The sequence below is a fragment of the Halosaccharopolyspora lacisalsi genome (assembly GCF_014137975.1).
In the GTDB taxonomy this organism is placed as follows: domain Bacteria; phylum Actinomycetota; class Actinomycetes; order Mycobacteriales; family Pseudonocardiaceae; genus Halosaccharopolyspora; species Halosaccharopolyspora lacisalsi.
The window spans coordinates 59,272-83,548 of the sequence record NZ_JACGWZ010000009.1 but is presented as its reverse complement, the minus strand read 5'-3'; the positions used below and the strand labels follow the sequence as shown (position 1 = coordinate 83,548).

Below are 24,277 nucleotides of genomic sequence, written 5' to 3'. Positions count from 1 at the left end.
AAACCATGCTCACCCGTGCGGATGACCCTGGTCAGGATGCCAGTCGGGGTCGCGGTCACGTTCAGTGGTGGTCTCCGGGGTGCTCTCCGGGGGTGGGTTCGCCTTGTTGGCGCTCGCCCTCCTGAACCGGCCGACGATGCGGCGCGCCGACAACAGCACCAGCAGTGCCGCGGCCGAGCCGGTGATTATCAGCGGGATCGCGCCGTAGGCGTTGGAGTTCAGCTGGAGCCGCCGGGCCTGGCCGAGCTGGGTACCGCCGTAGGCGGCCCGCAGCGCGACGTCGACGCTGAACTTGCCCGCCCGTCTGACGTCGGTCTGGAGGTAGAAGTTGCGACTGCCCTTGGCGGGGATCTTGAGCAGCCCCAGGTCCTCGACCTCGATACCGGGCGGTCCGGAGACGTTCAGGTTGACGCCCACCGTGATCGGCAGTTGATTGCGCACGGTGATCGGGATCGGGCTGTTGGAGTTCGCCAGCGTGATGTCACCGGCGAACTTGTCCACCTGGACCTGCGAGAGCACGCTCTCGATCGCGTCGTCGGCCTTGTCGACCCACTCCCGGGATGCGGCCGGATCCCCCCGCCACGCGCTGGAGGCGCCACGCAGCAGCCCGTTGCGCAGCGGTGTGGTGACCTGGGCGGGATCGACGTTGACCGCGGGCTCCTTCTCGGAGGAGCGGTAGAGGTCGCCGACCTTGTAGTTGCGCGCGGCGAGCTTGTCGAGCACGGGCTGACGGATCTCCTCGGTGGCCGAGTCCACCGGGTAGTTCAGCGCCACCTCGGGCGGGGGCTTCTCGTCGCCCTGGGACGCGGTGCCGCCGGAGCTCTGCGCGGCATCGGAGCTCTGCGCGTCGCTGTGCGGTATGGAGGTCGGTCGGACGTATCCGGCCTTCGTCAACCGCTTCATGCCCCTGAGCAGGGAGCTCAGCTCCTCGCCGTCGAGGTTCCAGCGCCTCGGCGGCGCCAGGACCGACCTCGCACCGCCCTCGAAGCCCTGGGTGGCGCGGAAGGTCAGGGCACCGAGGGTGTTCTGTACCGAAGGCGTCCCGTCTCCCCGGGGTGACAGCTGCGCGGAGGTGCCGGCGCTCCTGCGCCCGGGATCCAGAGCGTTGGCCAACAGCGGGTCGGTCGGTTGCGCGGTGGGTGCGTAGTCCTCGGCCCCGGTCCTGATCCGTGCCGGCCGGAGGGAGCTCTCGGGCCGGGCCAGCGCGTCGGGGTGCATCAGTGCCGTGGTGATCCCCATGCCCGCCAGCTGGGTGGCGGCGGGCTCGTCGAGGGCGCCGTCGATCGGCCACAGCACGTCGGTGCGGGGTTTCACGCCGAGTGTTCGCCGCACGATCCTGGAGCCGTCGAGGGCGCCCCTGATCAGGTCCGGCAGTCCCGCGCGGCCGAACGCGACGATGTCGGAGTCGGCGTAGGGCAGGGCGATCACGCACCGGTCCCGGGTGGCTTTCTTGAGCTCGTCCAACCACAGCTTCGCGCTCTCCGCGCCGGTGCCGGCGCGGGTGGAGCCGTCGTCCTGCCGGACCCGGTAGCCGCCCAGCATCGTGGTGGCCGTGGCCAGCAGGTCCGGATCGACGGCGAAGCACAGGCCGTCGTTCAGCGGTGATCCGGAGCCGGCCTGCTGGTTGACCGCGTGGACGAGTCCGTACAGGCGCCCGCCCGGAGCCAACGACTCGGCCAGCCGGTCGTCGACCAGCACTCCCGGGCTGCCCGGCGTTTGCTCCTGCCGCATCCGCGGGTATCCCACCAGCGGAACGAGCATCGTGGTCGGTGTGGCCTTCGCCGGTGTGGTGGGCGGTGCGCCCGGCAACGTGGTGACCGGCAGCATGAACCGCGACTCCGCGACGCGAGCGCGGTTGCCGTAGGCCGGTTCACCGTTGACGTTGAGCAGCAACGGGTACACGCCGGTGCGGGTGAGCCCCAGGGATTCCGACCCGCCCGCGAGCGGGACGCGCAGCGTGAAGGGCACTCGTTGACCGGGCTTGATCCGGTCGCCGATATCGGCGAAGGGAGTCAGCGTGGAGGTGGGCGCTTCCGAGCGCATGGCCTGCTGAACGCTGGCCTCGGTGGCTCGCGGTGCGCCGCGTTGGAGTCGTATCTCCAGGTCGTTGATGACGCGTTCGCTGGCGTTGGTCAGCGTTCCCGTGACGGTCACCTCGGGCGGGGAATCGGCTCGCACGACCGAGGGGGTGACCTTGGTCACTTCCAGGTGGGCGAGCGGTCGCCCGGACTGCGCGGAAGCCTCGGGGGTCATCGGCGGTGCCAGGCCGAGCAGCAGCACGGTCACCGCGACGAACAGTAGGAACCTCACCCTTGCTCCGTCCCGACGTCCGGCTTCGCCACGGCGGTGTGCCCGAGGAGGGAGAGCGCGTGTCTGACAAGTCGCCGTTCGTCGGTGTAGGCCAATACCTCGTCCAGCTCGCCAAGCGGGACCCAAGCCACCTCGGTGACCTCCACGTCCTCGTCGGAAAGTGCTCCGTCCACCGCCCGTAGCAGGTAGTGGTGCACGGTCTTGTGTACTCGTCTGTCGTCGGCGACGAACCAGTAGTCGATCGTTCCGATCGGCCGCAGTACCCGGCCGATGATCCCGGTCTCCTCGGCGACCTCACGCGCCGCCGTCTCCTCCGGGCCCTCGCCGAGCTCGATGTGGCCCTTCGGCAACGACCACGACAGCCGGCCCTTGCGGCCCAGTCTGCCGATGATCGCAGCGTGACCGTAACCGCTGTCGACCACCAGTCCACCCGCCGAGGTCTCGTTCACCGTCCTGAGCCGGCGCCGCCGGCGCCGGGTCCGACGCCCCGGCTTGGCACCGCCGGAGCGGCCGGGCGAGGAGGGCATACCGCCGATGGTAATGCGCTCGCGCACCCCCTGGGCTCGTTTCGGTTCGAACCGGCGCCGTCCACGTCGGCGGAGCGGCCGATATCCTGGTATGCCGTGTCACCCGCGACCCACGATTCCGCTGCCTCCGGCAGTGAGTTCGGTAACGCCCCCCTCTCCGGCGCCGAGGCCGAGAAGCAACGCGAGGCCCAGCGCAACGCCGTGGTGGAACTGCTGCGCGTGGCGCCGGTGGCCGAGGAACTGGCCCGGCGCTTCACCGCGGTCGGGCACCGGCTCTACCTCGTCGGTGGCAGCGTGCGCGACGCGCTGCTCGGTCGTCTCGGCGGCGACCTCGACTTCACCACCGACGCCCACCCCCAGCGCGTCACCGAACTGCTGGAGGGCTGGGCGGAGACGATCTGGGACACCGGCATCGAGTTCGGCACCCTGGGCGCCTACCGGCACGGCACCACGGTGGAGATCACCACCCTGCGGGCCGACACCTACGACCGGGTCGGCCGCAACCCGGAGGTCTCCTTCGGGGACACCATCGAGGGCGACCTGCTGCGCCGTGACTTCACCGTCAACGCGATGGCCGTCGAGATCGCGGAGCGCACCTTCGTCGACCCGTACGACGGGATGACTGCGCTGCTGCGGCGGCGACTGGACACCCCGGCCACGCCGCAGGAGTCCTTCGCCGACGACCCGCTGCGGATGCTGCGGGCGGCCCGCTTCGTCGCCCAGCTCGGTTTCGAGCCCGCGGAGCGGGTGACCGAGGCGATGACGGAGATGGCCTCCCAGATCGAGCGGATCACGCCGGAGCGGGTGCAGGCGGAGCTGTCGAAGCTGCTGTGCGGCCCGTACCCGCGGCAGGGTGTCGAGATGCTGGTGGACACCGGCCTGGCCGAGCACGTGCTGCCGGAGCTGCCCGCCATGCGGCTGGAGATCGACGAGCACCACCAGCACAAGGACGTCTACCGGCACTCGCTGGTGGTGCTGGACCAGGCGATCGACCTGGAGCGGTCGGCCGATCCGGACGCCGAACCGGACCTGGTGCTGCGCCTGGCGGCGCTGCTGCACGACATCGGCAAGCCCGCCACGCGCCGCTTCGAGTCCGGCGGCGGCGTGAGCTTCCACCACCACGAGGTGGTCGGGGCGAAGATGGCCCGCAAGCGGCTGCGGGCCCTGCGGTACCCCAAGGACGTGATCAACGACGTCGCGGACCTGGTGTATCTGCACCTGCGGTTCCACGGCTACGGTGAGGGGAACTGGAGCGACTCGGCGGTGCGGCGCTACGTGACCGACGCGGGACGTCTGCTGCCCCGGTTGCACAAGTTGGTGCGTGCGGACTGCACGACGCGGAATCGGCGCAAGGCCAGGGCGCTCCAGCGGTCCTACGACGACCTCGAGGAGCGCATCGACCGCATCGCCGCCGAGGAGGACCTGGCGAAGGTGCGGCCCGACCTGGACGGCAACGAGATCATGCGGCTGCTCGGCATCGGTCCGGGTCCGGAGGTCGGTCGCGCGTGGAAGCACCTCAAGGAGCTGCGGCTGGACCGCGGCCCCATGGAGTACGACGAGGCCGTCTCCGAGCTGTACCTCTGGGCGCGTGAGCAGGGAATCCGAGCTTCGGACGAGTAGTGGGTACGTGCAGTCGACGATAATGCTCGGTCACGAATATCGATTATTAATACTGAGAATTATCGTCGGTCGTTGTCGGCTCGTGTCCGAGCCGTTGTCGGCGGCCCCACCGCGAGCACGCGCGCACAGTGCGATCATGGCGGGGTGGAATCCGAGACCGATGTGACACCGGGCACGCTCCTGGTCGCCGCTCCACAACTGCTCGACGACAACTTCCGGCGCACGGTGGTCTTCGTCGTCCATCACCGTGCGCAGGGAACCCTCGGAGTCGTGCTGAACCGACCGAGCGAGGTCGCGGTGGCCGACGTGCTGCCGCAGTGGGGGGAGCACGCCAGCGAGCCGGGCTCGCTGTTCCTCGGAGGGCCGGTGGAACAGCGGACCGCGATCTGCCTGGCGGCCATGCACGCCGGCGAGGACGTCGACTCCGTGTCCGGTCTGGTCGGAGTCCGGGGGCCGGTGGGGTTGGTCGACCTCGACAGCGACCCCGACGAGATCGCCGCCCGCGCCAGGGGGATGCGGTTCTTCGCCGGTTACGCGGGCTGGGACGCCGACCAGCTCACGGGCGAGATCGAGCGGGGCGACTGGCACGTCGTCCCGGCCCTGCCGGACGACGTCATCACCTCTCCCGGTGCCGACCTCTGGGGAAAGGTGCTCCGGCGCCAGGGGCCGCCGCTGGCTTTCCTGGCGACCCACCCCGGCGACGTCCAGCGCAACTGAAGATCGTGTCGCCGAGGTGCGGCGTTCAGGTGCCGCAGGGCGACTGGTTCACCAGGGCGCAGCTTCCGGCGCAGCCCGCGCACGGGTTCGCGGGCTCGGGCAGGGCCTGCGCGGCGCGGGCGCCCAGGACGCCGCCTGCTGTCATGAGGCCGAAGGTCCCCACCGCACCGATCAACGCGACCATCACGACGCTGGAGGTAGACGGCAGCAGCGGCAGCATCGCGCCGGAGAGCACCCCGACGGCGCCTCCGGCCAGCATGGCCGGTGCCGCGACCCGGTTGCCCAGTTCGAAGGCCTCGTCGTTGCGCAACGCCGCCGGAGTGCGCACCCCCACGAAGCGGTTGCGCGGCAGCGTCCCGTGCAAGCCGCGTCGGCCGAGGACCAGCAGGGTGGCACCACCGAGCACCAGGACCGCACAGCAAGTGATCTGGACAGCGAGCGTCACGACCCCAGGGTAAGCCCGCCCCCGCGTCCCACCCGTCGGAGACCCGCACCGGATGTGCCGCGTTTCATGGGCGGCTGCCCGGTCACCCCGCTTCGTGTTCGCTCCGCTCCACCGTGCAAGGTGGATCACGTAGGTTCCGGGTCCGCCGCTGCGGTACGCATGTCGCCCGGGGCATCGTTCCCTGCTGCGGGTGGCGCCGGAGGCGGGAGTACCCTGGCGGGCGTGAGCACGGCCCGGCTGCTTCTTATGCGGCCGCGCTGAACGGCCCCGCGGGCACGTCTCGGCGCGGCAACCCCTCACGTCCCGCGAGGACTGGGGGGTTTCGACTTTTCTGCAGGCAGTCGCACCGGCGGGGCCGGACGAGGCGCGTTCGGGTGACGAGAGAGGAACGCACACGATGAGTGGCCCGGAAGACGGATCGACCCGGAACACGGAGGAGACGCCGCCGTTCCGCTACACCGCGGACATGGCCGGTGAGATCGAGCAACGCTGGCAGCGGCGTTGGGAGGAGCTCGGCTCCTTCCACGCCCCGAACCCCGCGGGCTCGCTGCAGGGGGACGTCTCCGGCGCGGAGAAGCTCTTCCTCCAGGACATGTTCCCCTACCCGTCCGGTTCCGGCCTGCACGTCGGTCACCCGCTGGGCTTCATCGGCACCGACGTCTACGCGCGCTACCACCGGATGCTCGGGCGCAACGTGCTGCACACGATGGGTTTCGACGCCTTCGGCCTGCCCGCCGAGCAGTACGCGGTCCAGACCGGCACGCACCCGCGCACCACCACCGAGAGCAACATCGAGCGCTACCTGCGCCAGATCCGCCGCCTCGGGCTGGGCCACGACGAGCGCCGCCGGATCGCCACCACCGACGTCGAGTTCTACCGCTGGACCCAGTGGATCTTCCTGCGGATCTTCCACTCCTGGTACGACACCGCCGCCGACGGCGGTAAGGGCCGCGCCCGCCCGATCTCAGAGCTGGCCGAGGAGTTCGCCTCCGGCGAGCGCGCCACTCCCGACGGCCGCCCCTGGTCCGAGCTCGGCTCCACCGAGCAGCGCCGCCTGCTGGACTCGTACCGCCTGGTGTACCTGTCCGAGGAACCGGTGAACTGGTGCCCCGGCCTGGGCACGGTGGTGGCCAACGAGGAGGTCACGGCCGAGGGGCTCAGCGAGCGCGGCAACTTCCCGGTGTTCCGCCGCCACCTCAAGCAGTGGATGATGCGGATCACCGCCTACGCCGACCGGCTGGTCGACGACCTGGAGCGGCTGGACTGGCCGGAGAAGGTCAAGACCATGCAGCGCAACTGGATCGGACGGTCGCAGGGCGCGACCGTGCGCTTCGAGCTGGAGGGGCCCGGGGGCAAGAGCGCGGCCGACCACGTCGAGGTGTTCACCACCCGCCCGGACACGCTGTTCGGCGCGACCTACATGGTGCTGGCCCCGGAGCACCCCCTCGTCGACGAGCTCACCGCCACCGAGTGGCCCGCGGGCACCGACGAGCGTTGGACCTTCGGAGCGGTCACGCCCGTCGAGGCGGTGGCGAACTACCGGTACACCGCGTCGACGAAGTCCGAGCTGGACCGCCAGGAGAACAAGGACAAGACCGGCGTGTTCACCGGAGCCCACGCGGTCAACCCGGTCAACGGCGAGCGGATCCCGGTGTTCATCGCCGACTACGTGCTGATGGGGTACGGCACCGGAGCGATCATGGCCGTGCCCGGCCAGGACCAGCGTGACTGGGACTTCGCCCGCGAGTTCGGGCTGCCGATCGTGCGCACCGTCGAGCCGCCGACCGACTTCGAGGGCGAGGCCTACACCGGTGACGGGCTGGCCACCAACTCCTCCTCCGAGGTGACCGGGCTGGACCTGAACGGTCTCGAGGTCGACGAGGCGAAGAAGGCGATCACCTCCTGGCTGGAGGAGCGCGGTCACGGCTCGGGCAGCGTGCAGTACAAGCTGCGCGACTGGCTGTTCGCCCGCCAGCGCTACTGGGGCGAGCCGTTCCCGATCGTCTACGACGAGGAGGGCACGCCGGTGGGCCTGCCGGACGACCAGCTGCCGGTGGAGCTGCCCGAGGTCGCCGACTACGCGCCCCGCACGTTCGATCCCGACGACTCGACCAGCGAACCCCAGCCCCCGCTGTCGCGGGCGAGCGACTGGGCCGAGGTCGAACTCGATCTGGGCGACGGCCTCAAGCACTACCACCGCGACACCAACGTGATGCCGCAGTGGGCCGGTTCCTGCTGGTACCAGCTGCGCTACATCGACCCGGACAACCACGAGGCGTTCGTCGACCCGGACAACGAGCGCTACTGGATGGGCCCCGACCCCGCCAAGCACGGGCCGAACGACCCCGGCGGGCTTGACCTCTACGTCGGCGGCGTCGAGCACGCCGTTCTGCACCTGCTGTACTCGCGGTTCTGGCAGAAGGTGCTCTACGACCTCGGCCACGTCTCCGCCGAGGAGCCGTACCGCAGGCTGTACAACCAGGGCTACATCCAGGCGTACGCCTTCACCGACTCGCGGGGGGTCTACGTGCCCGCCGAGGAGGTGGCCGAGAGCGACGGGAAGTACTTCCACGAGGGCGAGCAGGTCACCCGCGAGTACGGGAAGATGGGCAAGAGCCTGAAGAACTCCGTCTCGCCGGACGAGATGGCCGACTCCTACGGCGCGGACACGCTGCGGCTGTACGAGATGGCGATGGGGCCGTTGGACGCGTCGCGGCCGTGGGCCACGAAGGACGTCGTGGGCTCGCACCGCTTCCTGCAGCGGTTGTGGCGCAACGTCGTCGACGAGGACACCGGCGGGCTGCGGGTCTCCGAGGACGAGCAGCCGGACACCGAGCTGCTGCGCGCGCTGCACAAGACCGTCGCGGCGGTGCGCGAGGAGTACGACGCGCTGCGGTTCAACACCGTCGTGGCCAAGCTGATCGAGCTGAACAACCGGGTCACCAAGACCTACGCGTCGTCGTCGACCACGCCGCGCGAGGTCGTGGAGCCGCTGGTGCTGATGGTGGCGCCGCTGACGCCGCACCTGGCCGAGGAGATGTGGTCCCGGCTGGGGTACTCCGACACCCTCGTGCACCATCCCTTCCCGGTGGCCGACGAGCAGTACCTGGTCGAGGACACCGTGGAGTACCCGATCCAGTTCAACGGCAAGGTGCGCTCGCGGGTGGTGGTCGCGGCCTCGGCCGAGCAGGAGGAGATCCGCGCGGCGGCACTGGCCGACGACAAGATCGTCAGGGCGCTGGAGGGGCAGGAGCCCCGCAAGGTCATCGTCGTGCCCAATCGCCTCGTCAACGTCGTCGCCTGAGGCTTTTCCCAAAGGGTGAACGGACCGTTCTGGCACTCCCACCGCCCGAACGGTCCGTTCACCGGGCGAAGAGGGCGCGGGTGACCTCGGTGCAGATCCGCTCGCCGTGGTGCTGGCCTCGACTGATGTCGTAGCGGGTCATCACCGCCAGCACCCACCGCTGGTCCGGCCCCCACACACCGGTGCAGTTGAGGTTCCACAGGCCCGTCCGGGAGTTCGCCGTCCAGCCGTTCTTCACCGCGATCCGCACGCCCGGTCCAGCGGGATGGGCGTCCTGGATCCCGAAGGCGTCCGGCCTGTCGACCCGCCGCATCTCGGCGAGCAGGTACCCCCGCACGGACGGCGGCAGGATGCGGTCGGACAGCAGCACGCAGTCCAGCATCCGCACCGTGTCCCGCGACGACATCTGCACGCGCGCCCAGTAGCCGGGGTCGCCGAGCTCGGTGTCGCGCAGGTCGCACTGCTCGATCATGCGCCGGATGCTGACGTCACCGCCGAAGCGCAGGTAGACGTTCTCGGCCGTGCTGTCCGAACTGTGCCGGATCATGCGTTCGGTGCGGGCGCGCTGCGACGGGCCGGGCCTGATCGCGCCGTCCTCGGCGGTCTCGCGCAACATCTCCGCGGCGAGCCAGACCTTGATCGTCGATTCGATGTTGGTGCGTTCGTGGCTGCGCGGGCCGCCCAGCACCCTGCCGGTGCGCCGGTCGAGCAGCGACCAGGACGCCCAGCCGGGCACGGTGGTGGCGATCCCGTTCGCCGCCGTCACGTTCGCCGGATCGGGGGCCGGGTCGTCGGCGATCCGGTTCTCCACGGCTCGTTGTTCCATCGGGGGGTGGGACCGCGTCCGCTTGGCGGTTTCCGTGTTCCCCAGCACCGCCGTGGCCAGCAGAGCCGCGAACAGCGCCGGTACCATAACCCGGACGAGTGGATGACGTGAACCGTGTGCCATGGGAGTTCCCCAGTTCACCGTGAGGAGCACAGGTTTCGGGGTGTACTCGCAGTGTAGGACCGGCCCCGCCGCGAGCGCCGCTGGTCAGCGGATCACGGGTACTCCCGCGTGGTGAACACGGACAGGGCGGCCTCGGCGACCTCCCGGTCGGGGTGGGCGCGGAGCCGGCTGATCAGCGCACGCCACTGTCGCGGCCATCGCAGCCGGGGCGCCGCTCCCGCGCACAGCGCCACGGCGAAACTGCCTTCGACCGGTGTCCCGCTCGTCGCCAGTCCCTCCGCGCCGGGCAGCAGCCCGCCGGGGTCGTCGACGCGACCGGCGATGCCGGACAGCTGCTGGCTCGTCGTCGCCGCGAGCCCCGGGCGCCCGTGGAGCAGTCGAGCGATCTCGTGCAGGTCGTCGGGGGTTTGAGCCGGGTCGCGGGTGCGGACCTGCCGGACCAGCACCTCCACGGCCAGGGGCAGCAGCGTGGGATCCGACTCGACGAGGACACGACCGCCCCGAACCAGCACCGGACGCGGTGACACGCTGACGCGCAGCGCCGAACTCCCCCACTCCCGGACGAGGGCGTGCAGTCGCTGCCGGGCCGGTACGTCCCGCTCGGCGTCGGCGTCGCGACTCTCGTCGTTCACGGCCGCGGCCAGGCTCCGCACGGTGGTTTCCATGGCCGGCTGCTGCTCGCCCGAGGCGACGAGCCGGACGAGGGCGCTCATGGCCCTCGCCCAGTCGCGCCGGTCGAGGTCGGTGGTCGTCTCGACCAGCCACCGGACGACACCGTCGTTGAACGCGCTCCACTGCGGGAGCGCGTGCGCGGCCTCCTGCGAGGTGCGGGGGTCGGCTCGCTCGACGGCCGCGAGCAGCAGGTCGGCATAGCCCAACCGGCACCGCTCCGCGATGTCGACGGGTCGGAGGGCGAAGAGCGGTTTCGTGACCTCCCGCTCCGTGCCGGTGGACTCGCGCAGGATCGACCACGCGTGCGTGGCTCCCGGCATCCGCAGGGCCACCCTGACGCAGGACGCGCGCACGTCCCGGTGCTCCTCCGGCCGCTGCCACACCGTGTGAACCACCTCCATCGCGGTTTCCGGTGGCAGCAGGGCGCAGGTGTGGAGGAGCTGCTTGCGGGCGTTGACCTTCGCCGCCGTGGGCAGGGCTCGCCGCAGCGACTCGGCCAGCTCCGAGGGCCGGACGGAGCGGGCGCAGCGCGCGGCTGCGGTCATCGCCACGCGAGCACGCTCGTCGGAGCGGTGCGCGAGCAGGGTCGGCAGGGCGCTTTCGGGTTCGTCGGTCCACGCCAGAGCACCGAGGGCCGCTTCGGCCAACGACACGTCCTCGGAGTCGGTCCATCGCGCCACGACTTCTCGCCCGGTTCCGGGTATCCGCGCCACCGCGTGCAGTGCGGCCACCCGCTGGTGCGTCCGCTCCCCCTCGTCGGAGACGACCTCCGCGAGCCGGTCGGCGTGGAGCCGTTGGTCAGCCGGGGCGAGCCGGCGCACTCCCTCGGACCACACCGGGGTCCGCGAGTCACCCTCGAACAGGAACTTCCCCGCGCCGGCACCGGCCACCGCGCTGCGGAAGAGGTCGCCGCGCCGCAGGAACACGGCGCGCTGAACCGCGTCCACCGCGATGGCCGAACGGTCCAGGGCCAGTACGGCCCCGACCCGGGCGCCCCGGCCGCGAGGATCGGCCAGCCACTTCGTTACGGCCCGAGCTCCGTCCGCGCTTCGTCCAAGGGGAGGTGGGAGACCGTCGAGAGCACGATGTCATCGAACCCGGAGCGGCGGGACGTCTCGATGCGCTGCCGGGCTTCGCGGTGTCGGCGCGGAGCGGGCAGCAACGGCAGATTCATGTCGTTGTCGGGGATCAAGCGGGGTCCGTTCGGGTGAACCGCGTCGTACAGCGCCTCTCGTCGTGACGGGGGCAGCGCCTCCAGGACGGACGGCAGCTTGCCCCGCTTGGCGAGTTCGACCAGCTCCGGCGGCTCGGCCGCGGCCAGCACCTTGATCACCCCGCGTCCGGGCGTCGTGCGCCGCAGCCACGGCACGCGTCCGGTGTCGATCAGCAGCCGGATGTAGCGGCCCGGATCGGCGTGGGCCAGTGCTCGGGAGTGCTGGACGAACGGGGGCAACCGGTGTGCCGGCGCGAACCGTTCGAGCAGGGCGAGCAACCGGTGCGGGAAGAGCGGCGCGACGGTGGCCAGCGCGTCCTCGTGCCGTCGCCAGCAGTCGTCGTGCTGGATCACCGGCAGCCCGGCGAGTTGGCGTTCCAGCTCGTTCACGTGGATCCCGGGGTGACGGGTGGCCAGCGGGCGCCAGGTGGTCACCGCGTGGGCCAGTTCCGGCAGCAGCGCGGTGATCACGTGCGGCGCGCAGCCGGGCAGCAACCGGGCGGCCTCCCGGTCACCCCACCACCGCCGGACCGGCTCGATCATTTCGTCGGCCGGTGGATGGTGCTGGTGCTGGTGCCGCCGCAGCGACCGGTACACCCGGTGGCGCACCGCCGAGGGCGCGTCGTGCAGCAGCCCCGAGACCGTTTCGGTGGGCAGCTTCGACGCCGTGGCCGCGGACAGGATCCGGATCCGGTCGGTCGCGCCGGCGGCGGTGAATCCGATGGCCGTGCCCAGGTGAGTCCACCCGCGCAGCCTCGGTTCGACCGCGGCGTGGGGAGGGCGCGAGGTGAACGTTCGGGTCATGCGGCGAGTCCACGAACTCCTTCCCCGCTGTCGTTCGGCTCCTGCCGGCTCTGGGGGTCTTCGGCGAGATGCGCCGTGAAGGGAGTGCGCAGGCGGCGCATGGCCTCGGCACTGCGGTCCGCGTGCGGGCGGTGCTCGGCAGCGCTGTCGGTGTGGTCGGGGTCGACGAACTCCAGCGGATTCACGGGATCGAGGCGCTGGAGTGCACTCCGAGCGGTGGTCTTGCGGTGCGTGCTCGCCGCGCCGCGGGACTGGTGCGCGCGGGGGGAGGCGGAAGCGGAACTGGTCATGAGATGTCCTTTCGGATGCCGCGTTCGACCATTGGTCCGCGGAAGGACCACGGCGTCATGGCGGAAGCGCGTGAGGGCGGGGCTGAACGCGTGTCGGTAGGTGCGGTCGCTTGCCACAGTTGTGCGGCGAGGGGCGGCCGGCTCGGTCCGCGTGAGTGAGGAGCGCGGTGTCGTCACCGCAGGCGGCCGGATGGGGGGATCCGGATCGGCCCGGCATCAACCTGATCGGCGCCGCCGTGGGCTGGTGAACGGGGCGGAGGTGTCCGCTGGGGAGGCGGCCGGCGATGACCGGTACGGGCTTCTGCGACCGGGTGCACCGGGCGTGGGATTCAGCGGTCATCGCTTCAACGCGGCCGGTGCTGCACGGCCCGATGTGGAGCGGTTGCGGATCGCCGATCCGCTCGGCACGGAGCTGCCGCCGGAAAAGGGGGCCCGCTCAACGCGGTTCGACCGCACCGGACACACGCGAGGGCGGGTGCGGGAGCGCTGTCGGGTGATGGTCGCCCGGCCTCACCGTGGAGGCCGGACAACCTCCGACCGCGAGCGTGGTCTCAGACCGCGCGGACGAGTTCCGCCTGCGGACCCTTGGGGCTCTGGGTGACCTCGTAGGTCACCTGCTGGTTCTCGTCGAGGCTGCGGAAGCCACTGGCGTCGATGGCCGAGTAGTGCACGAACACGTCCGGGCCACCCTCGTTCGGAGCGATGAAGCCGAAGCCCTTTTCGGCGTTGAACCACTTCACGGTTCCCTGTGCCATGTCTGTCTCCTCTGGAGCTGGGGGGTAGGACGGGCGTCCACACCGCGTGGAGCCCGGGCCGGGTATCTCGAACGGCGGCTACTCCAGCAACAACCAAAGACAGCAGCGCGCTCGCACCAACATCTGAGCGAGCGTGCACGAACACGAACCCAGAAATACAACGACCACCACCAACCCTACACACTCCGGGAGTCCCGATTCCACAGGAGGCGGGCGCTCTCGGCCGGACGTGCCGAAGTCCGCGCCGGAGCGGTCGTGGAGCGGGCCTTCGAGACCGAAGGTGCGGCAGTGGCCGGGATCGTCGAACTCTCGTCGGCACCGGGCCGCCTCCGTCCCGTCGATGCTCCCCCAGCGAAAAGGTCCCGGTGCACCGGGACTGCGAGGGGTCTTGCTTACCGCGCTGCGGGCCGCGCAGCGCCCCCCGGGGGCCGGGATTGACGAGGGCTGCTCGCCGATCCCTCTCGTTCGGTGTGCATGACGGACTTGCCTCGTAGACCGGGTGGGGGAGTCCCGGGGCCGTCACCGCACTTGTTCACTCGCGGCGCCGAGTCGTCGTTGACGGCGCTGTGCGCTCTCCGTCGGTGACGGGAACTCCAGCAGGCCCGCAGTGGTATGTCCGCAGCGGCGACCGTGGAAAATCAGCCCCGGCTGCGAGCGGCTCGGCCCGTGGTCGTCTCTCACCCCTCCCTCGTGGGGAGCAGGGCGGTGAGCCGGTCGAAGTGCTCCTCGTGCTGGTCGCGCCGGGACTTCGGCGTGCCCGGGCGAACCACGGGCATCGCTTTCCTCGACGAGCGGGGCGAGCGCAATATTCTCGCGGAGAACCTCGCGAGGTCTTCACCCCCGCGAGGACGACACCGGCGAAAGGAAGTCCGTGACCCAACATCGTGAGCTGTTCATCGGTGCCGAGTCCGTCCCCGGCGCCTCCGGCACGACCGAGGACGTCAATCCCTACACCGGCGAGGTGTTCGCGACCGTGGCGGCGGCCTCTTCCGCCGACGCGACGCGGGCGGTGGACGCGGCCTCCTCGGCCTTCGAGGAGTGGTCGCGCTCGGGCGCGCTCACCCGCCGGAAGGTGTTCCTCGCCGCCGCCGACGTGCTCGAACGCCGCACCGAGGAAGCGGTCGAGCTGATGCGGGACGAGGTCGGCGCCGCCGCCCCGTGGGCGCGGTTCAACGTGGCGCTGGCGGCGAACGTGTTCCGCGAGGCGGCGGCCACGGTGACCTCCCCGCGTGGCGAGGTGCTGTCCAGCGACGCCCCCGGTGAACTGGGCTTCGCGCTGCGGCAGCCTGCGGGCGTGGTCGCCGCCTTCGCGCCGTGGAACGCGCCACTGATCCTGGGCGCGCGGTCGCTGGCCGTGCCGCTGGCGGTCGGCAACACCGTGGTGCTCAAACCCAGCGAGGACGCCCCGGTGACGGCGGGGTTGTTCTTCGCCGAGGTGCTGACGGAGGCGGGTTTGCCCTCCGGTGCGCTCAACGTGGTCACCAACGCGCGCGAGGACGCCGCCACCGTGGGCAACACCCTGATCGCCGACCCGCGGGTCCGGCGGGTCAACTTCACCGGGTCGACCGAGGTCGGGCGCTCCGTCGGCGTCGAGGCGGCCAGGCACCTCAAGCCCGCCGTCCTGGAACTCGGCGGCAAGAACTCGGTGATCGTGCTCGACGACGCCGACCTGGACTACGCGGTCGACGCGGTGACCTTCGGGGCGTTCATGAACGCCGGGCAGATCTGCATGTCGGCGGACCGCGTCCTGGTGCCGAGGGGCATGCGCGAGGAGTTCGCGCGGCGCTTCGCCGCCAAGGTCGCCGGGCTCAAGCAGGGCGACCCGGCCGAGTCCGACACCGTGGTCGGCCCGCTGATCGACTCCTCGTCCGCCGAGCGGGTCGCCTGTCTGGTCGACGACGCGGTGTCCAAGGGCGCGGTGCTGCACACCGGCGGTGGCGGCCCGAAGGGCGCCTGCTACCCGCCGACCGTGCTCAGCGGTGTGGACACCGACCAGCGGCTGTACTCCGAGGAGATCTTCGGCCCGGTCAGCACCGTGCTGGGCTACGCGGACGTCGAGGAGGCGATCGCCGTCGCCAACGACACGCCGTACGGGCTCAGCGCGGGCGTGATCACCGAGAGCACCGGGCGTGGCTGGGCGGTGGCGCGACGGCTGAACACCGGGGTGGTGCACGTCAACGACCAGACCGTCGGTGACGAACCGCAGGCGCCGTTCGGCGGGGTGGGCGACTCCGGATACGGCCACTTCGGCGGTCGCAACGGCGTCGAGTCCTTCACCGACACCCGCTGGGTCACCTTCCGCGAGAACCACGCGGGCTACCCCTTCTGAGGCGGTGACCATCCGAATCGGTGGCCGCACCTCGGCGCGGAGTTCCCCGCTTCCGCGCGAAACCGGGCAGCGGCCACCGGTCGGCGCGGCCACCCCCACCGGGCACCACACCCGCATCCACCGGCGCCGCCACCACCGGTCACCGGGGGGACCAGCGTCACATGGCGAAGTTACCAGTGAGTAACTAAGCTGGGAGTGACCGGCCCGGGTGACGGACTCGCCCGTGGCAGGGTTCATCGCAGTGGACTGGAGGGCCGATGGACATCCCGAAGACCCCGGCGAGTTTCGACGCCGCCAAGCTCCGAGAGCTCCTGGACGGCCGCTGGGCGGGCGTCCGCGAACAGGTGCGGCAGTTGCTGGAGAGCACCGAGCTGCCACCGGGCGACGATCTCGACGTCGAATCCCACCGCGAGCGCGTCCTCGAACAGCTGAAGGTGCTCGCCGGCAGCGGAGTCACCGAGTACGGCTTCCCCGTCGCGGCGGGCGGCAAGGGGGACACCGGTGGCTCGGTGGTCTCGATGGAGATGCTGGCCGGCAACCTCTCGCTGATGGTCAAGGCCGGGGTGCAGTGGGGCCTGTTCGGCGGGGCCGTGGTCGCCCTGGGCACCGAGCGCCACCACGACCGGTACCTGAAGCCCATCATGAGCATGGAGCTGCCCGGCTGCTTCGCCATGACCGAGACCGGCCACGGCTCGGACGTGCAGAACCTGCGGACGACCGCGACCTACGACGCGGAGACGCAGGAGTTCGTCGTCCACACTCCGCACGAAGCGGCGCGCAAGGAGTACATCGGCAACGCCGCGCGGGACGGCCGCATGGCGGTGGTGTTCGCGCAGCTCCACACCGCCGGTGAGGGCTACGGCGTCCACGCGCTGATGGTGCCGATCCGCGACGAGGAAGGTGCTCCCCTGCCGGGCGTGCACATCTCCGACTGCGGCCACAAGGCCGGGCTCAACGGTGTGGACAACGGCCGGATCACCTTCGAGCAGGTGCGCGTGCCCCGGGAGGCGCTGCTCAACCGCTACGGCGACGTCGAACCGGACGGCACCTACAGCAGCCCGATCGAGGGGGGGAACAAGCGCTTCTTCACCATGCTCGGCACGCTCATCCGCGGCCGGATCTCCGTGGCCGGCACGGCGGGCAGCGCGACGAAGCTCGCCCTGGAGATCGCCCTGCGCTACGGCGACGCGCGCCGCCAGTTCGAGAAACCCGGTACCGGCGACGAAACGGCCGTGCTCGACTACCTCGGCCACCAGCGCAAGCTACTGCCCGCGCTGGCCAAGACGTTCGCGCTGCACTTCGCGCAGGAGGAGCTGGTCTCCACGCTGCACGACCTGCACGAGTCCGAGCAGCGTGACGACCGTGCCCAGCGCGAGCTGGAGTCACGCGCGGCCGGGATCAAGGCGATGTCGACCTGGCACGCCACGCGGACCATCCAGGCCGCGAGGGAAGCCTGCGGCGGAGCGGGTTACCTCTCGGAGAACCAGCTCCCCCGGATCAAGGCCGACACCGACGTGTTCACCACCTTCGAGGGCGACAACACGGTCCTGCTGCAACTGGTGGCCAAGGGGCTGCTGACCAACTACAAGGACCAGTTCGACGACATCGGCACGCTGGGCATGGCCCGCTACGTGGCCGACCAGTTCGTCGGCACGGTCATCGAGCACACGGCCGCGCGCTCGCTGGTGCAGCGGCTGGTCGACGCCGCTCCGGGACGCGACGACGAGGACGTGCTGTTCGACCGGGGCTGGCAGCTGCGGATGTTCGAGGACCGCGAGAAGCACGTGCTCGACGCGGTGGCCCGGCGCCTGCGACGGGCCAGCGGTGGTGACTCGGACCCGTTCGAGGTGTTCAACAACGCCCAGGACCACGTGTTGCGCGCGGCGCGCGTGCACGTGGACCGCGTAGTGCTGGAAGCGTTCGTCGCGGGCATCGAGCGGTGCACGGACCCGGACGTCGCCGCGATGCTGGAGCGGCTGTGCGACCTGTACGTGCTGTCCAACATCGAGGAGGACCGGGGCTGGTTCCTCGAACACGAGCGCATCACCGCGCGGAGGTCGAAGGCCGTCACCGAAGCCGTCAACGACCTGTGCCGCACACTTCGCCCGCACGCGGTCGGTCTGGCGCAGGCGTTCGGCACTCCGCGTCAGTGGGTCACCGCGCCGATCGCCACCGGTGCCGAGGCCGCACGCCAGGACCGGCAGCGCGCCCACGACGCCGCACAGCGGTAGGGCCGCTCAGGGCGTCGCCGGACGGAGACCGAGCTGGAGGACGGGGTACTGGTACGCCGAACTCCGGTGACGCCCGGGGTGGTGCGCGACTGCTTTCGGCGGAGTGGAGCCCCGAGCGGTCTCGGCGGCCAGCGCCGCCTGGATGTGGGCGACCGTGGTGGCGCCGGGACCCGCTCCCGCGTGCTGTCCGGAGCAGTCGCGCACGTACCCGAAGGCGACGAGGGCGGTGGCGACGACCAGCACGGAGGTGCCGGAAACGGCCAGGGACCCCAGGATCTGGGCGTGGGCGGTGTCGAACACGGCGTCCTCCTGTCGGAAATGCCAGTCTCAACCTCTGCCCGGATGATCTCAGCGCACGGCGGACGTCGCCCGATGATCTTCAGCGATGCTGGGTGAACGCGTCGTCTCGGCGGCGAGAGCGCCGAAACGACGCGTCCACCACGTGTCCACGGGGGAGCCGGGGTTTCGCGGGGCGACACGGGGCCGGTCCCTCTTCCGGAAGATCGAGCGCGCCGTGGTCGGGGTGTGATGCGGGGAGCCGGTGACGCCCGACGTGCTCCTCGGGTGCTGCGGGCTCCGTTCGAGTGCGCGCGTCGACGGCCGGGCGCGCGATCACCGTCGCGAGCTTGAACCGCATCATGGCCGACCGGCCGGTGGCGAGACAGCTTCGACGACTGACAGCTCGGCCTGCCGGTCGGCCGGTATCCTCTCGGTATGACGGAGCCCTCTGTGTCCGACGAGCGGCGGCCCGCCAATCAGGGGAAGAAGGTGGCCGACCGGAACCGGTCCGCTCTGCTCACCGCCGCGCGGGAGATCTACGCGACGTACGGGTTGGAGGCTCCGCTGTCCGCGATCGCACGTCGAGCCGGGGTCGGGCAGGGCGTCCTGTACCGGCACTTTCCCGACCGGGCGGCCGTGGCGGAGGCGGTCCTGGACGAGAACGTGCGGCAGATCGAACAGGTGGCCGCGGCCGAGGCCACGACTTTCGACGACGTCCTCGGTGTGCTCACCTGGCATCTGACGGAGTCGGCGGCCTTCCTCGGTCTGTTGCACGCTCACCGCGCCGACGGACGCCCGGACGTTCTCGCCCACGCACTGACCCTGTCCGAGCGGGTCGAACGCGCCCTGCGGGAACGCCTGCCGGAGGAGCACCGACTGGGTGCGGTGAACGACCTCATGCTCGCCGTCGCCATGGTCTCCGGCGCCGCCAGCGGCCCCACGCGGGAGGAGCGGGAACGCCGAGTCGTGGCGGCGTGGCGGCTGCTCGGCGTCGAGGTGGGGCCGGTGCGGCCGTTCGACGGGTGAGTGCAGGAGGGTCAGCCGCCGTTGGACTGCCGGATGCCCTCCGCCAGCGCGTCGAAGGTGTACACGTACCCCCCTGAGGGCCCGCTGACGGTCACGTACGCCGTGGTCCCGCCGGGGGTGATCGCCACGTTCGTCGCCGACTCGAGGCCCTCGGTCCGGGCGGGGACCTCGACCGTCGCCAGGCGCTCGCCGTGCCGGTCGTAGACGGCCATCGCGGGTCGGCCGTGCAGTGCCTGGTAGAGGTTGCCGTCCGCGTCCACGGCGATCGAGTCGGTCCGGGCGATCCCGCCGTCGACGCGGACGGCGGTGTGGTGGGAAGCCGCCCCTCCCATCTCGTCGAGGCGCAGGTAGGAGATCCGGTTCCGCGTGAGCTCGCTGATCCAGAGCCCGCGGTAGTCCGCGTCGAACGAGATCCCGTTCGTCGCGGCCAGCTTGTCGGCGAGGACGGTGGCCTTCTCGCCGTCGCGCTCGATGCGCACCACCCGGCCGTGCGCATCGCCCTCGGACAGGCCGCGTGAGTCGCTGACGTACAAGTCGCCCCGCTCGTCGAAGGCGATGTCGTCGGGGTGCATCCGCGCTCCGACGACCTCGCCGGAGAAGAAGGTCCGCGGATCGCTGCCGTCCGGGGCCAGACTCACGACCTCGCCGTGGGCGTAGTCGGTCAGATAGAGCCGTCCGTCGTGCGGACTGAACTGCGCCGAGGTGTAAGCCCCTCGGTCATCCGTGTGGACCGGCCGTGAAGTCCCCTTCTCCACGTCGACGCGCATCACCTTCGGCTCGCCCGCGGGTGCGGTGGCGTCGACGACGAACAGGCCGCCGTTCTCGCCGAAGGTCGGCCCCTCGAGCAGGGTCATCCCGGTCTTGTCGTGCGTCTCCGTCAACTGCATGACCTCGTGGGCGCGGATGGTCCTGCCCGCGCCGGTGGCGACCGCCTTGTCACCGGCGACCTCGCCCGTGCCCGTACTGCATCCGGTGAGGGCCAACGCGCCGACGGTGGCGAGCGCGGCGAGGGATCGGACCGGGGGGGGGGCGTCGCATGGGGATCGCTGTTCCTCTCTGCTGTGTGGGGTGCTGCCGGCCGAGAGATTCGCGTGGTCCGTGCAGGAGCGCGGAAGGGTCCGCACGAATGGCACATTTCACTCGCGACGAAACCGGACAACCTTGTCCGGTTGTTGTTATCGTAGCGGACGCCGCTCACCTCGGGGCGGCCGACCGGCAGGAGTGAGGCCCCGCATGACGACCGCTCAACCACCGACCCCCGACGAACTCGCCGCGCTGAGGCGGCGCTACCACCTCGAACGTGAGCGCCGCGTACGGTCCGACGGCGCCCGCCAGTATCACGCCACCGACGCCGAATTCGGCTACTACGCCGCCGACCCGTACGTCGGCGAAGTGGCCGAGCGCGAATCGATGCACGACGCCGTCGACGTCGCCGTGGTCGGTGGCGGGTTCGGCGGCATACTCGCCGGGGCGCGGATGCGGCAGCAGGGCGTGGAGCGCGTCCGGGTCGTCGAGAAGGGCGGTGACTTCGGGGGCACCTGGTACTGGAATCGCTACCCGGGCATCCACTGCGACATCGAGTCGCACGTCTACCTGCCGATGCTCGACGAGACCGGGTACGTGCCGAAGTGGAAGTACTCCCCCGGCGAAGAGATCCGCCAACACGCGATGCGCATCGCGCGGACGTTCGACCTCTGTCCGAACGCTCTGTTCTCCACCGCGGCGACCTCGCTCACCTGGGACGAAGCATCCGAGAAGTGGATCGTGGCCACAGACCGCGGCGACGCCTTCCACGCCACGTACGTCGTCACCGCCACCGGCACCCTGTCCGAGCCGAAGCTGCCCGGGATACCCGGCGTCGAGACCTTCCGGGGCCACACCTTCCACACGTCGCGCTGGGACTACGGTTACACCGGCGGCACCCCGGACGGCGGCATGACCGGCCTCGCCGACAAGCGCGTGGGCGTCGTCGGCACCGGCGCCACCGGCGTTCAGGCCGTTCCGATGCTGGCCGAGGACGCCCAGCACGTCTACGCCTTCCAGCGCACCCCCTCCACCGTGGACGTGCGCGCCAACCGCCGCACCACCGCGGAAGACGTCGGTGCCGACCACGACGGCTGGGCCCGCGAGCGTCGCGAGAACTTCCTCCGCATCGTCTCCGGCGAGAAGACGGTCGACCGGGACCTCGTGGCGGACCGCTGGACCTCTTCGGCGGGGCTTTTGGAAAAGCTCCTGCCGAGCTTCCACCGCCCGGACGGGGGACCGGACTTCGAAGCCGCCTACGAGGTGGCCGACGCCGCGAAGATGAACGAGCTGCGCGCCCGCGTCGAGCGGACCGTCACCGACCCGGAGACGGCGGAGAAGCTCAAGCCCTGGTACCGGTACGCCTGCAAGCGCCCCACCTTCTCCGACGAGTACTACTCGGCGTTCAACCGCGACAACGTCTCGCTGATCGATACCGCGGACACCCACGGCATCGAGCGCATCACCGAGCACGGTGTGGTCGGCGGCGACGTCGCGTACGAACTCGACTGCCTGATCTTCGCCACGGGATTCTCCGTCGGAGTCTCCGGTATCCAATCCGGCAAGCTCCCCGTCCGCGGCCGGGGCGGCACCGGACTGCTGGACCTCTGGGCGCGGGAGGGCCCGCGAACCCTCCACGGCTTCACCAGCAACGGCTTCCCGAACCTGATCCAGATGGGTTCCCTGCACAACGCCAGCAGCGTCAACTTCACGCACGTCCTCGACGAGCAGGCCGTCCATGCGGCCGCCCTCGTCGCGGCCGCCGAAGCGGAGGACGCCCTCATCGAACCGTCCCGCGAGGCCGAGGACGCCTGGCTCGCCGTCATGGCCGAGGACGCCCCCGACCACGAGTGGTTCCACGCCGAGTGCACCCCCGGGTACTACAACCGCGAGGGACTGGGCCGGCCGAACAGCGCACACGCCTACCCTCACGGCGCCCCCGCCTTCCACGAGCTGCTGAAGCGGTGGCGTGACCCGGCAGCTCGTCGTCCGGTCGCGACACCGAGACGTTCGGGAGGCCGGCGGACACAGGGCCAGGGCGCGGGCGGGTCGCCTCACCCCGACGTTCCGCGTCTGGCGACCGGACCGAGACGGTCGAAGGCGTCGGGGACTCGTCCCCTCATCGACGAGTCGGTACTGCACCGGGTTGTCGGCGGGCGTTCGGCACGGCGTGAACAACTTGATCATTTGCTGTGGGCCGGCCGTCGACCGACCGTGACCGATTCGGGGCATACCGCTTGCCGGCGGTGCTCGTCCTGCTTTGGACGGGGCTTTCATGCTGATGGGGCTTCCGGAGCGAGAGCCTCACGTCCACGTGCAGAGGTGGCCGTGGCACCCGACCGCGCGGCGGCGGGGTCCTTCCTGGACCGGCTCGGGCCGGGGACTACGACGGGTGGGCCGTGCGCGGTCGGTGCTCGCGATCACTTGGCGGTGCGGTCGCTGACGACCAGGAGTACGTAGAGCACCGCGAAGAGCACCAGGGCGGCGAGAAGGACTAACGGGTTTCCCGCTGACGGTGTGAGCCCCGTGGCGGCTCCGAGTAGCGCGCACGGAAGGACGACGGCGGTGATCGCGTACCACAGCCGCCGGGACGTCGGGGTCGTGCCGAAGTCGACTCCCGGCTCCGGAAACCACGCCGCTTGTTGTCGACGAGTGGGAGCGGCGGCCTGCGGTGCGGCTCCGTCGAATCGGGACTGCGGGTTCGGCAGGTCCCCGAACAGGGTCTGAATCTCCTCCCGAGTCCGCGCCTGGGACGCCCGCGAAGCGCGCTCCTCGTGTTCCCCGGAAGTCAGTCGTCCCGCCGCGAGGTGCTCGCTCAGCAGGCGTTGCGCCTCGTTCCGGTCGGCATCGGCGATGCGCAGCTCGGGAGATTCTAAAAAATCATTCACGTACCGGAGTGCACAAGGGACGATCGGTGTCGTCGGCGGTTTTCGATCGCCGCCCGGTCGGTCACCCGTCCAGACCGACGTCCTGGGTCAGTTCGGTGAGCAGGGACTCGAAGAGGCGGTCGGCGTGGGCGACGTCGAACGGAAAGCGCCGGAACACCTCCAGCGCCACGTGGCCGTAGATCCTGATCCACCACCGCAGCAGGAAGTACACCGCGTGCGGCCCGGTGGCCTCCTCCGGAACCTCGATGCCCTTGATCGTGAACGCGGCGGCCAGCGCCTCCTGGTTGGGCGCGAGGTCGTTGTGCAGGTCCGAGGGCGCCCCCTCGTTGACGACCTGAGTGGCGCCCTCGCTCATCAGCGGCCCGATGACGCGCAGGAACACGCTGCCCAACTGGTCCTGCGCGGGCTCGCCGGTGTCGGTGCCGGTCTCGTCGGCGGGTGAGGCGAAGACCAGCGTGAACTCGCGCGGATGTCCCAGCGCCCACCGCCGGAACCCGCGGCAGACCGTGAACAGCTTCTCCCGGTAGTCGTCCTCGCCGACCTCTTCGAGGGCCCGGTTGAGCTCGTCGGCGAGATCGTCGCAGATGTCGACGCACAGCTGCCGCAGCATGTCCTCGCGCGAATCGTAGTAGCGATACAGCGCCGGGGCGGTGATGCCGAGCTCACGGGCGATGGCGCGCAGGGTTACGGCCTCCCGGCCCTCCGCGACGAGCAGCCTCCGCGCGTGCTGGCGGATCTCCAGGTCGGTCTCGACGCGCATTCGTTCACGCCGAGTGATTTCGCTCATGGTGTGCCACTCCATCGGGTGCTGGACGCGCTTCTCGTCGCTACTGTGGGGCACAGCGGTAGTGAACGCCGTTTACTCAGTTCAAGGTAGCCAGGACACCGTAGTCGC

General features: G+C 70.7%; 19 protein-coding genes. 7 read left to right on the top strand and 12 right to left on the bottom strand.

Features of this window, described 5'->3' with window-relative positions; genetic code table 11:
• Positions 1–9: 9 nt before the first annotated feature.
• The gene (locus FHX42_RS24725) at positions 10–2,310 is read right to left on the bottom strand and encodes a DUF6049 family protein (RefSeq protein WP_182546875.1); all 2,301 of its coding nucleotides are present in this window, start codon (positions 2,308–2,310) and stop codon (positions 10–12) included.
• Complete coding sequence (locus FHX42_RS24720) at positions 2,307–2,837, bottom strand: NUDIX hydrolase (RefSeq protein WP_182546874.1); 531 nt, start codon at positions 2,835–2,837, stop codon at positions 2,307–2,309. The genes FHX42_RS24725 and FHX42_RS24720 overlap by 4 nt, the downstream gene beginning before the upstream one ends.
• A 201-nt stretch (positions 2,838–3,038) precedes the next feature.
• Here FHX42_RS24720 and FHX42_RS24715 point away from each other — a divergent pair, with 201 nt between their 5' ends.
• Both FHX42_RS24715 and FHX42_RS24710 read left to right on the top strand, forming a co-directional pair.
• Positions 3,039–4,457 (top strand): CCA tRNA nucleotidyltransferase, encoded by a 1,419-nt coding sequence (locus tag FHX42_RS24715; RefSeq protein ID WP_328796733.1) that lies wholly within the window; start codon positions 3,039–3,041, stop codon positions 4,455–4,457.
• Between the two features lie 144 nt (positions 4,458–4,601).
• The gene (locus tag FHX42_RS24710; RefSeq protein WP_182546872.1) at positions 4,602–5,174 is read left to right on the top strand and encodes a YqgE/AlgH family protein; all 573 of its coding nucleotides are present in this window, start codon (positions 4,602–4,604) and stop codon (positions 5,172–5,174) included.
• 25 nt (positions 5,175–5,199) lie between these two features.
• Here the strand turns inward: FHX42_RS24710 and FHX42_RS24705 are convergent, their stop codons facing one another.
• The gene (locus FHX42_RS24705) at positions 5,200–5,619 is read right to left on the bottom strand and encodes an SdpI family protein (RefSeq protein WP_182546871.1); all 420 of its coding nucleotides are present in this window, start codon (positions 5,617–5,619) and stop codon (positions 5,200–5,202) included.
• Between the two features lie 397 nt (positions 5,620–6,016).
• Between FHX42_RS24705 and leuS the strand changes: the two genes are divergently transcribed.
• The gene (leuS, locus tag FHX42_RS24700; RefSeq protein ID WP_182546870.1) at positions 6,017–8,923 is read left to right on the top strand and encodes a leucine--tRNA ligase; all 2,907 of its coding nucleotides are present in this window, start codon (positions 6,017–6,019) and stop codon (positions 8,921–8,923) included.
• A 58-nt stretch (positions 8,924–8,981) separates the two neighbouring features.
• On the opposite strand, the gene FHX42_RS24695 is transcribed toward leuS, so the two are convergent.
• The 5 genes from FHX42_RS24695 to FHX42_RS24675 all read right to left on the bottom strand — a co-directional run bounded on the left by FHX42_RS24695 (position 8,982) and on the right by FHX42_RS24675 (position 13,606).
• Positions 8,982–9,872, bottom strand: a complete 891-nt coding sequence (locus FHX42_RS24695) for a serine hydrolase (protein WP_182546869.1) — start codon at positions 9,870–9,872, stop codon at positions 8,982–8,984.
• A 92-nt stretch (positions 9,873–9,964) separates the two neighbouring features.
• Complete coding sequence (locus FHX42_RS24690; protein ID WP_182546868.1) at positions 9,965–11,491, bottom strand: hypothetical protein; 1,527 nt, start codon at positions 11,489–11,491, stop codon at positions 9,965–9,967.
• Positions 11,492–11,568: 77 nt separating this feature from the next.
• A complete protein-coding gene (locus tag FHX42_RS24685; protein WP_182546867.1) occupies positions 11,569–12,561 on the bottom strand; it encodes a hypothetical protein in 993 nt (330 codons plus the stop codon).
• Positions 12,558–12,851 carry a hypothetical protein gene (locus tag FHX42_RS24680; protein WP_182546866.1) on the bottom strand — a complete coding sequence of 98 codons (294 nt, stop codon included), beginning with the start codon at positions 12,849–12,851 and terminating at the stop codon, positions 12,558–12,560. The genes FHX42_RS24685 and FHX42_RS24680 overlap by 4 nt, the downstream gene beginning before the upstream one ends.
• Positions 12,852–13,402: 551 nt before the next feature.
• Positions 13,403–13,606 carry a cold-shock protein gene (locus FHX42_RS24675; protein WP_182546865.1) on the bottom strand — a complete coding sequence of 68 codons (204 nt, stop codon included), beginning with the start codon at positions 13,604–13,606 and terminating at the stop codon, positions 13,403–13,405.
• A gap of 871 nt (positions 13,607–14,477) precedes the next feature.
• On the opposite strand from FHX42_RS24675, the gene FHX42_RS24670 reads away from it, so the two are divergent.
• Complete coding sequence (locus FHX42_RS24670; protein WP_182546864.1) at positions 14,478–15,935, top strand: aldehyde dehydrogenase family protein; 1,458 nt, start codon at positions 14,478–14,480, stop codon at positions 15,933–15,935.
• Between the two features lie 257 nt (positions 15,936–16,192).
• Complete coding sequence (locus FHX42_RS24665) at positions 16,193–18,166, top strand: acyl-CoA dehydrogenase family protein (RefSeq protein ID WP_182546863.1); 1,974 nt, start codon at positions 16,193–16,195, stop codon at positions 18,164–18,166.
• A 6-nt stretch (positions 18,167–18,172) separates the two neighbouring features.
• Here the strand turns inward: FHX42_RS24665 and FHX42_RS24660 are convergent, their stop codons facing one another.
• The gene (locus FHX42_RS24660; RefSeq protein WP_182546862.1) at positions 18,173–18,466 is read right to left on the bottom strand and encodes a hypothetical protein; all 294 of its coding nucleotides are present in this window, start codon (positions 18,464–18,466) and stop codon (positions 18,173–18,175) included.
• A gap of 414 nt (positions 18,467–18,880) precedes the next feature.
• On the opposite strand from FHX42_RS24660, the gene FHX42_RS24655 reads away from it, so the two are divergent.
• Positions 18,881–19,471 carry a TetR/AcrR family transcriptional regulator gene (locus FHX42_RS24655; RefSeq protein WP_182546861.1) on the top strand — a complete coding sequence of 197 codons (591 nt, stop codon included), beginning with the start codon at positions 18,881–18,883 and terminating at the stop codon, positions 19,469–19,471.
• 11 nt (positions 19,472–19,482) lie between these two features.
• On the opposite strand, the gene FHX42_RS24650 is transcribed toward FHX42_RS24655, so the two are convergent.
• Positions 19,483–20,454, bottom strand: a complete 972-nt coding sequence (locus FHX42_RS24650; RefSeq protein ID WP_220480850.1) for an SMP-30/gluconolactonase/LRE family protein — start codon at positions 20,452–20,454, stop codon at positions 19,483–19,485.
• Between the two features lie 250 nt (positions 20,455–20,704).
• On the opposite strand from FHX42_RS24650, the gene FHX42_RS24645 reads away from it, so the two are divergent.
• Complete coding sequence (locus tag FHX42_RS24645; RefSeq protein WP_220480849.1) at positions 20,705–22,954, top strand: Scr1 family TA system antitoxin-like transcriptional regulator; 2,250 nt, start codon at positions 20,705–20,707, stop codon at positions 22,952–22,954.
• Here the strand turns inward: FHX42_RS24645 and FHX42_RS24640 are convergent.
• Positions 22,915–23,382, bottom strand: a complete 468-nt coding sequence (locus FHX42_RS24640) for a DUF1707 SHOCT-like domain-containing protein (protein ID WP_182546859.1) — start codon at positions 23,380–23,382, stop codon at positions 22,915–22,917. The genes FHX42_RS24645 and FHX42_RS24640 overlap by 40 nt on opposite strands.
• A 61-nt stretch (positions 23,383–23,443) precedes the next feature.
• Positions 23,444–24,169, bottom strand: coding sequence for a TetR/AcrR family transcriptional regulator (locus tag FHX42_RS24635; protein WP_182546858.1), 726 nt, complete (start codon positions 24,167–24,169; stop codon positions 23,444–23,446).
• Positions 24,170–24,277: the final 108 nt, after the last annotated feature.